Here is an 8,821-nt window from a genome sequence, read left to right as displayed (position 1 = left end):
GGCGGTCTCAAGCCGCTCGCGCAGATGGCCGAGACCGTGGCGCAGGTGCAGGGGGCCTGGGCGACCACCGGCCGCCCGCTGCGCCTCCAGACGTCGGCGCGGGTGATCCTCGGCGATACGGAGGAGCAGGCGTGGAAGGCTGCCAGCGAAGTGATCGAGGCTCTGCGCGAGACGGCGGCCGAGCAGCAGGGCAAGATCGCCGGCGCCGAAAACGGCAAGGGCGAGGCGACCGGCACCGCGATGCGGCTGGACCCCAAGCTGGCGACCACTCGCGGCGGCTCCGGCCGGGAAGAACTGGAAGCCTTGGCGAACGGCAGCGAATTGGTGGACAAGCGGCTGTGGAATGGGATCACCCGGGCCTCGATCGATTTCTCGACACCTGTGCTGCCCCCGGCGCTTGTCGGTACGGCCGAGCAGGTGGCCGATGCGCTGATGGACTATTATGCGATGGGAATCAGCGGCTTCTTGCTGCGCGGTTTCGACCTGCTCGGCGACATAGCGGTGCAGGGCCGCGAACTGATCCCGCGCCTCCGCGAACTGGCCGCTAGGCACGACGAAGCGGCGGGCACTGCCCCGTCATTGGAGAGCGAACCGATGGGAGCTGTAGTATGAGAGCCCGTTTCAAGCTTGTGGCCGTGGCCGCCATGGTCGGTATCTTCTCGGTGCCTGCTGCGGCGCAGGAGGCCGGCGATCCGCCTCCGGTCTCGCCGCTTTCGCCGAGCGGAAAAGCCATGCGGATCATGCACATGTCCGGCGGCGAGGACGGGGAGTCGCACCTCGAGATCATCGATTTGCCGCTGACCGGCGGGGGCGATGGCCATTCGGTGCAGTCACGCCTCCGCGCCACGGACGTCGAGATCGGCGACACCCTGCCGGGCGATTTCATCGACTTCCACGGGGTCTCCACCCCGCGCTTCCTGATCGTGCTGGCCGGCCAGCTCGAAGTCGGGCTGGGAGATGGATCGAAGCACATCCTGTCCAAGGGCGACATCGTGCTGGCCGATGATGTGACCGGACGTGGTCATACGTCGCGCATGATCGGCACCGAACCGGTTCGTATTCTCACGGTGCGCCTGCCCAAGGACAGCCCGCTTACTCCGAAGGCGAACAGTTGCCCCGATGGCATGGTCGCCGAAAAATGCGTTGCTGCGCGGCTTCAGGCGCAGGACGGGAAGAACAAGTAAACCGGCGAAGTTCGCCAGTCGGATAGGACGCGAGTCCGGTGTTTGTTGCCGGGCCACCGACGGTGACCTTTCGTGGGAGCGGCACTCGCCGTTTCCGCGAAAGGAATGTCGCATGGTCTGCTGCAAGTTCGTCACCCCATCTGCCGCCATGCTGTTTGCCATCGCTGCCGCCTTCAATTGGGCCGGGCCGGCAGCCGCGCAGACGCAGCCGCCCAAGCTCGATCCCTCGACCTGCGCGACGCCGCGATTCTATTCCGGACAGATGCCCTATACCTCGGTGGAGCAGTTGCCCGACCAGCGCGTGACGTTCCGGCTCTGCGCGCCAGCTGCCGCCGAGGTGCTGCTGACCAGCACCGATATCGCGAAGGTCATTCCCATGGGCTTCCCCGAAGGCACGCCGCAGGGGCTTGCCATGACCAGGGACAGGACCGGCCTCTGGAGCGTCACTACACCCCGGCCGATCGCGGCCGATACCTATCGTTTCGCATTCCGGGTAGACGGGGTGAAGACGGTGGACCCGCTGGGCAAGACCTTCTCGGACGAGATCAGGGGCATCGACTCCACGTTCGAGGTTAAGGGTCCCGAAGGCGCGTTCCAGACTTGGGACGCGGCCGTCGCGCACGGCACTGTCTCCACGCTCGAGTATTGGTCGAAGTCGCTGGGCATCAAGCGCCGCGCTCATGTCTATACACCGCCGGGCTACATGAAGGACGGGCGCAAGTATCCCGTGCTCTACCTCGTGCACGGATCGGGCGACAGCGATGACAGCTGGACGAGCGTGGGCCATGCGAACCTGATTCTCGACAACCTGATCGCCGGCGGCAAGGCGCTGCCGATGATCGTGGTCATGCCCGACGGTCATACACCCCTGCGCGAAGGGGTGATGACGCTCGACAACCCGGATTTCGGTGACGACCTGATCAAGGACCTGATCCCCTATGTCGATGCCAACTACCGCAGCGACTCCAGACCCGAGGCGCGGGCAATGGCCGGGCTGTCGATGGGTGGATCGCATACCTTACGCAATGGTCTGACCCATCCCGAACTGTTCCGCTGGATCGGCGTATTCTCGATGGGCCTTTCGGCAGGCGATGCCTTCAATGGGGTGGACACTTACGCCGCGAAATACGACGCCCGGCTGCGCCGGAGTGCGCAGGACCTGAAGTTGGTCTACTTCGCGATGGGCAAGCAGGACTTCATCCACACCACCGTGGCGCCTACCCGCGCGCTGTTCGAGCGTTACCACATCGCTCACGTGTATAATGAGAGCGATGGCGGCCATGAATGGGTCAACTGGCGGCGCTACTTCGCCGATTTCGCGCCGCGCCTGTTCCGTTGATGAGAAGCGCCATGAACCGCCGTTTCGCCCTCGTTCTGCTCGCGTCCATCGCGGCGGTCCCGTCGCCTTTGCTCTCTGCGTCAATGCCCTCACCCACGCTGCTGGGATCAGCGCCCTCCGGCACAGCGTCGGACGGGGTGCGAGTGCTTCCGCCTCTTGCGGTCTGGCCTGGAGGCGTCCCGGACCTCCCTGGCTGGCCGGGCAAGGCGCCGATCCCAGTGGCCGAGGAACTGCGAGATGCCGGCGAGACGGTATGGAATGTCTCGGTGCCCAGCTACCAGGCATTCCTGCCTCCGGCCGGCAAAGCGACCGGTGCGGCCGTGATCGTCGTGCCCGGTGGCGGTTTTCGTCTTCTGGCGATCGAGAAGGAGGGCAACCTCGTGGCGCAGTGGTTGGCCGCGCACGGCGTGGCGGCCTTCGTGCTCAAGTATCGGGTGATCGCTGCCCTTCCGGGCGAGAGCAACGATGTGATGCGCAGCCGCGTCAACGCGACCATGAAGCCCGGCGTCGGCGGTGATCCCGGTGCGGCGGACGGGTTGCAGACGCTGCGCCTGCTGCGTTCGCGCGCGGCGGACTATGGTCTCGACCCCCAGCGAATCGGGGCGGTTGGCTTTTCGGCTGGCGGTCATGTCGCGGGAATGATGGCGCTGGCGGCAAAGGTGGAGGACCGCCCGAACTTTGCAGGGCTGATCTACGGCATGCCGTTCTCGTCGCCTTCTCCCGCGCTGCCTGAGGCCAACCTGCGCTATCCGCCGGGAACGCCGAAGGAGCCTTGGCTCCAGCCCCCGGCGACGCCGGCACCGGGCCGCCTGCCGCCTCTGTTCATGGCGTTAGCGCAGGACGACGTTGTGGCCGGGCTCGGCTTTCGCGCCTTCTACGATAAGCTCTATGAGACGGGATACCGCCCCGAACTGCATCTCCACCAGCGCGGTGGCCACGGCTTCGGCGCTCGACCGCAGGGCGGCACGACCGATCGCTGGATGGACGAGTTCCTCTGGTGGATCGAAGGCGAGGGGCTCACCGGCAAGCAGTGAGCCCTGGCGCGAGCAGTGGACCTGCCTGTCAGTCCTTCCAGCTGCGCGCGTTCATCTTTATCGCGACCGGGGTGCTGAGCCTTTCGGCGTCGCTGCCCACTGCGAACGTGTAGTCGCCAGCAGGGATTGACCATCTGCCGTCCTTCCAGTCGGCCAGCAGGCGCGGGTCGACGGTCATGGTGACGGTGCCCGAAGCACCGGGGGCAAGTTCCACCCGTCCGAAGCCGACGAGGCGGCGCTTCGGCTCGCCCGCGCGGCCAGTGAGGTAGAGCTGGACCACGTCCGCGCCTGCACGCCGTCCGGTGTTGGTCACGGCGACGCTGGCCGCCGTGCCCGTGATCACCGGCGTCCCGTGCGTGAAGGTGGTGTAGCTCAGGCCGTAACCGAATGGGAAAAGCGGCTTCGTGCCGCTGCGCGCATACCAGCGATAGCCGACGTCGGAGCCTTCGATGTCGTAGTCGGCGTGCAGCTTGTCCTTGCCGTTTTTCGGATTTCCTCCGAAATCGGGTTCCACCCAGTCGCTGCCGTCGAGACGCGGTCGGGGGAGCTGGCTTTCTTCAGCGGGAAAAGTCAGCGGCAAGTGACCCGAGGGGTTGGTCTCGCCGAACAGCACCGAGGCTATGGCCTGACCGCCGCGCGCGCCGGGATACCATGCTTCGACCACGGCCTTGACCTTGCCCAACCATGGCATCTTCACCGGCCCGCCGGTTTCCAGAACGACGATGGTATTGGGATTGGCAGCCGCCACCGCCTCGATCAGCGAGTCCTGCCCGCGCGGCAGCGAGAGGTCGGGCACATCGAGACCTTCGGTCATCCACTGTGTGGCGAAAACCACGGCCACTTCGGAGCGGGCGGCGAGCTCGGCAGCGTCCTTGATGTACTGGCCCTGACGGTAGAGCACGATGGCGTTCGGTGCATGCGCTTTGATTGCCGCCATCGGGCTGGAGCGATGGTAGGATTCCGAAATGAAGCCAGCCCAGATGCCCGAGCCCGCCACCGGCAGCTTCACGGCCGGGCCGCCCTTGCCCATGACCTGGCTCGATCCCGCACCCGAAAGCACGCCGCCATCGGCATAGCCGCCGATCACGGCGATGGACTTCGCGGTCATCGCCAACGGAAGGGCGCCGTCTTCGTTCTTGAGCAGGACAATGCCCTGCTTAGCCACGTCCTCGGCGACGAGGGCGTGCGCATCCCAGTCGATCGTGCCACCGGGCTGGGCGGGGTTCTTGTCCAATCCGGCCGCGTAGATCGCGGTGAGGATGCGGCGGTTCATGTCGTTGAGGCGGGTGGCCCACGCCGTGTCAGCGGCGGCCTTGTCGGCCAGCTGCGATCCGAAGAACACGCCAGGGTCAAGCTGCTCGCCAGATTGATGGTCGAGCCCGTGGATCGCGGCCTGGATCGAGGGAACCGCGCCCCAGTCCGACATGACGAAGCCCTTGTAGCCCCATTCCTGCTTGAGCACTTTGTTGAGCATCCAGTCGCTGTCGCAGGCCTGCGCACCATGGACGCGGTTGTAGGCGCACATGACCGAGCCGGGCTGGCCCTGCTCGATGCCTATCTGGAACGCCAGCAGGTCGCTTTCATGCGCCGCACCCGAGGCGATCTTCACGTCCACATATTTGCGGCCGGTCTCCTGTCCATTGAGTGCGAAGTGCTTGATGGTCGAGATGATGTGGTTCGACTGTACGCCCTGGATCGCGGCCCCCGCGAGAATGCCCGACAGCAGCGGGTCTTCCGAGAAATACTCAAAAGTCCTTCCATTGCGCGGGTCGCGCGCCAGGTTGACGCCGCCCGCCAGCAGCACGTTGAATCCCTTCGCGCGCGCTTCCGCGCCGATCATCGCGCCCCCGCGCCGGATCAGCGCGGGGTTCCAGCTGGCCGCCTGCGACGTGGCCGAGGGGAGGGCGGTGGCCCAGTCGTTCCGCGCGCCCATCACCCATGTCACGCCGAGGCTGGCATCCGTTTCGCGCAGGGCCGGGACGCCAAGCCGTTCGATGCCCTGGACATAGCCGGCGCCGATGATCGCGTCCGCCGGTATGTCCACTTTCGGCCCGCCGCCCGGCAGCGGCATGATCCCATGCGTGATGATGGTCTTTTCCTCGGGCTTCATCCGCGCCACCGTTTCGACTGCTCGCTTTTCGGCGGCGGCGAGGTCGACCGTATCCGGATCGGTCGCAAGAGCGGGCGCGGCCAGAACAAGCGAGACGGCGGAACAGGCAAGCAGGCGCGCGATCGTCATCGAATGTCTCCGTAAATCGGCCCCGTTGTCCCGGACGGGAAGGCCGGAGGTGTCGTGCGAAAACTCGGGGGGGCGAGGGTCGCTGTCCATGCGCCGCATTGCAGCGTCCGTCTGGTGGATAAACGGTGCGCGGGCGGTGCCGGGTGGTGCGTGGCTGGCATGAATGCCAGGTGGACGCGGCGAAGACCCTGCGCCATGTTGCGATGCAACAAAAATCAAGCATTCGGGAAGCAGACGTCCACCATGATCGAGACAGCAATCCTGCAGCACGAATCCCGACCGCACGAGGATCGCGTGCCGACCTCGGTCCTGCTGCGCTACGGAACCGGTCAGCTAGGTGCGCAGATTTTCCGCGATACTCCGGCCGTGCTGCTGCCGCTTTTCCTGACGACCATGTTGGGCGTCGAGCCATGGTTGGCCGGTCTGGTGGTGTTGATACCCAAGCTGTGGCTGATTGTCTGCGATCCGCTAGTCGGCGCGTGGTCGGATCGGCTGCGTGGTCGATATGGGCGCACACCGTTCCTCGTTGCGGGCGCGGTGCTCACGAGCCTCGGCTTCGTGGCGCTGTTCACACTGACCAAAGGCGCGAGCCCGCTCGTTTCCGCAGCGATCACCTGCTTCTTGTTCTTCCTTGCATCCACAGCATTCTCGATGTTCTCGGTGCCTTACCTGGCAATCTCCGCTGCCCTGTCACATGACCCACATGAGCGCACGCGTATCATGGTCTGGCGCATGGTGTTCTCGACATTGGGCGTACTGGTCGGCGTGGGCGTGGCACAGCCCTTGATCTTCGCGCTCGGTGGCGGCGAGCATGGGTGGACGATCATGGCGTTGGTTCTGGGCATCGTGTGCCTCGCGACGATGCTGGTGACGGCGCTGGGCCTGGCCCGCGTGCCGATGATCCGAGACGCGACCGCACCGGGCAGCCTCCTCGACCAGTTGGGCGCGATCAAGGGCAACCGGCCCTATCTCGTGCTGCTGGCGACCTGTTTGATCCAGAACATCGGTCAAGCCTCGGGTTATACCGTGATCGGCTTCATTTACCTTTACGCCATCCAGGCGATCTGGATCATTCCGTTGTTCATACTCATCATGGCGATCGCCGGCATTCTTGCCCAGCCGTTGTGGCTGTCCCTCTCGCGCCGCTGGGGCAAGGAGCGGACTTACGTGGTCGCCTCTGCCGCATGGGCACTGGTGACGGTGACGTGGTTCTTCGTCCACCCCGCAACCGACGTGCTGGTAACCATTCCTGGCGTGGGCGCACTCGGCACCCAGCACCTCCTGGTGCTGCTGCGCGGCGCGGTGATCGGCGTGGTGAACTCGGCGTTCGTGATGCTCTCGCTCTCGATGCTGACCGACACCATCGACCACGAGCGGCGCCGCAAGGGGATAGCCAACGAAGGCGTCTTCGCAGGCCTGTTCTCCGCCATGGAAAAACTGTCGTTCGCTCTTGGTCCGGTGGTGGCGGGGCTGGTCATGAGTGCGTTCGGCTTCGTTTCCTCGACCGGAGGAGCCGTCACCCAGACGCCTCGCGCCATCACCGGCATCGTCCTTCTCTACAGCCTGATCCCTGCGGCGACGCAGCTTGTCAGCCTGCTGGTGTTTTCGCGCTACCGTCTCCCCGAGGGAAAGTGAAGGTGATGCGCTGGCTGGTTCTGCTCGCGGCTTCGGCGTTACCCGTCGCCGAGGCCTCTGCCGCGACGCCGCAGGAGGACATCGCCGCCAGCGCGTCTGCCGCGCCGGACTATGCCGATCCAGCCAGTTGGGCGGCGGGGCCAAGCGGCGCAGGCCCGGCGGGCGCGCTGCCTGAAGGCGCGACGCCTGCAGCGCGTGATCCCGGCGTCGACGTGTTTTACGTCCACCCCACGACGTTCCGCAGCCAGACCCTGTGGAGCCAGGACATCGCAGACGCCAAGGCCAACGCCTGGGTCGACGAGAGCGTGGTGGCCCGGCAGGCGAGCGTGTTCGGCGCCTGCTGCCGGATCTGGGCGCCGCGATACCGAGCAGCCAGCTACAAGGCGCTCGGCGACCCGGCCTACCGCGACGCGGCTTTCGCATTTGCCTATTCGGACGTCGAGCGGGCGTTCGACTGGTTTCTCGCCAACGTCAGCAAGGGACGGCCATTCATCATCGCGGGCCATAGCCAGGGCGCTAAACACGTTGCGGACCTGCTGGAGCGCCGCATCGACGGCACGCCGCTCCGGAAGCGCATGGTGGCGGCCTATATCATTGGCATCAACCTCTCCGAAGGAGAGTTCGGGCTGCGTTACAAACACGTCCCCATCTGCGACAGCCCGGCGCAGACCGGCTGCGCCCTGCAGTGGAACGCCATCGAGGCTGGTTCCGACCTTGAACCGATGGTCTCCGCCTTCGAGAAGGGCTTCGTGCAAAAGTACGGCGATGTTCCGGGCAAGAAGCCGCTCTGCATCAATCCGGTGACGTTCGATCGCCGCCGCCCGGCATCGCTTTCGGCCGAAGCCAAGGGCGCGGTCCCCGGTGAGCCCGGCTCCGGCCCGATGAAACCGCTGCGGGCAGGGGCCGTCGCCGTGAACTGCGAGCGGGGCCTGGCAGTCAGCTATCTTGCTCCGGGGCTGGACCTCAAAACGATGCCGGGCGGAAGCCTGCACTATCACGACTTCGGCCTGTTCTACGCCGACATCCGGGCAAATGCCGCCTTGCGCGTAGCCGCCTGGCTCAAGGCACATCGCTGACATCGCTGACCTCGCTGACCTCGCTGACCGCACGGCGGATAGACGGCGCCGGCAATCGGGCAAGTCCGGCGCGGCGATCTAGATCGGTGGGAGACTGAAAATAGCGCGGCTCCGCCAGACTTGGTGTACAGGCACCCGAAAGAGGGAGTGTCGCACAGGGCCAGGGCAGGGGCGGCACGACGCAATTCCAACGGGCAGGCTTTACACATGACCAGAAAGACTCTCCTTCCGGCACTGGCGAGCGCCGCCGGCGTGATCATGGCGGCGGCGCCAACGCTCGTTGCTGTGGCAGCACCGGCAGCACCGGCAGCCGA

At 65.8% G+C, this 8,821-nt stretch carries 7 protein-coding genes; 6 read left to right on the top strand and 1 reads right to left on the bottom strand.

The window, feature by feature from the left end:
* From PMI02_RS13265 to PMI02_RS13250, 4 genes are all read left to right on the top strand, one after another.
* Nucleotides 1–612, top strand: a 612-nt coding sequence (locus PMI02_RS13265) for an LLM class flavin-dependent oxidoreductase (protein WP_007683449.1), incomplete at its 5' end; no start/stop codon positions are given.
* A gap of 23 nt (nucleotides 613–635) precedes the next feature.
* On the top strand, nucleotides 636–1,184 hold the full coding sequence (locus tag PMI02_RS25910; protein ID WP_157222517.1) for a cupin domain-containing protein: 549 nt from the start codon (nucleotides 636–638) through the stop codon (nucleotides 1,182–1,184).
* Between the two features lie 112 nt (nucleotides 1,185–1,296).
* Nucleotides 1,297–2,523: an alpha/beta hydrolase-fold protein gene (locus PMI02_RS13255; RefSeq protein WP_007683446.1), complete on the top strand. Its 1,227-nt coding sequence runs from the start codon at nucleotides 1,297–1,299 to the stop codon at nucleotides 2,521–2,523.
* 218 nt (nucleotides 2,524–2,741) lie between these two features.
* Complete coding sequence (locus PMI02_RS13250) at nucleotides 2,742–3,557, top strand: alpha/beta hydrolase (RefSeq protein ID WP_238539073.1); 816 nt, start codon at nucleotides 2,742–2,744, stop codon at nucleotides 3,555–3,557.
* A gap of 28 nt (nucleotides 3,558–3,585) precedes the next feature.
* On the opposite strand, the gene PMI02_RS13245 is transcribed toward PMI02_RS13250, so the two are convergent.
* On the bottom strand, nucleotides 3,586–5,796 hold the full coding sequence (locus PMI02_RS13245; RefSeq protein ID WP_036503783.1) for a beta-glucosidase: 2,211 nt from the start codon (nucleotides 5,794–5,796) through the stop codon (nucleotides 3,586–3,588).
* A gap of 243 nt (nucleotides 5,797–6,039) precedes the next feature.
* Between PMI02_RS13245 and PMI02_RS13240 the strand changes: the two genes are divergently transcribed.
* Together PMI02_RS13240 and PMI02_RS13235 are read left to right on the top strand one after the other, a co-directional pair.
* Nucleotides 6,040–7,431, top strand: a complete 1,392-nt coding sequence (locus tag PMI02_RS13240) for an MFS transporter (protein WP_007683438.1) — start codon at nucleotides 6,040–6,042, stop codon at nucleotides 7,429–7,431.
* 5 nt (nucleotides 7,432–7,436) lie between these two features.
* Nucleotides 7,437–8,507, top strand: a complete 1,071-nt coding sequence (locus PMI02_RS13235) for a DUF3089 domain-containing protein (RefSeq protein ID WP_157222516.1) — start codon at nucleotides 7,437–7,439, stop codon at nucleotides 8,505–8,507.
* The last annotated feature ends 314 nt before the right edge of the window (nucleotides 8,508–8,821 follow it).

It is taken from the genome of Novosphingobium sp. AP12 (assembly GCF_000281975.1).
Taxonomy (GTDB): Bacteria; Pseudomonadota; Alphaproteobacteria; order Sphingomonadales; family Sphingomonadaceae; genus Novosphingobium.
This window is presented reverse-complemented; position numbering and strand designations above follow the sequence as displayed.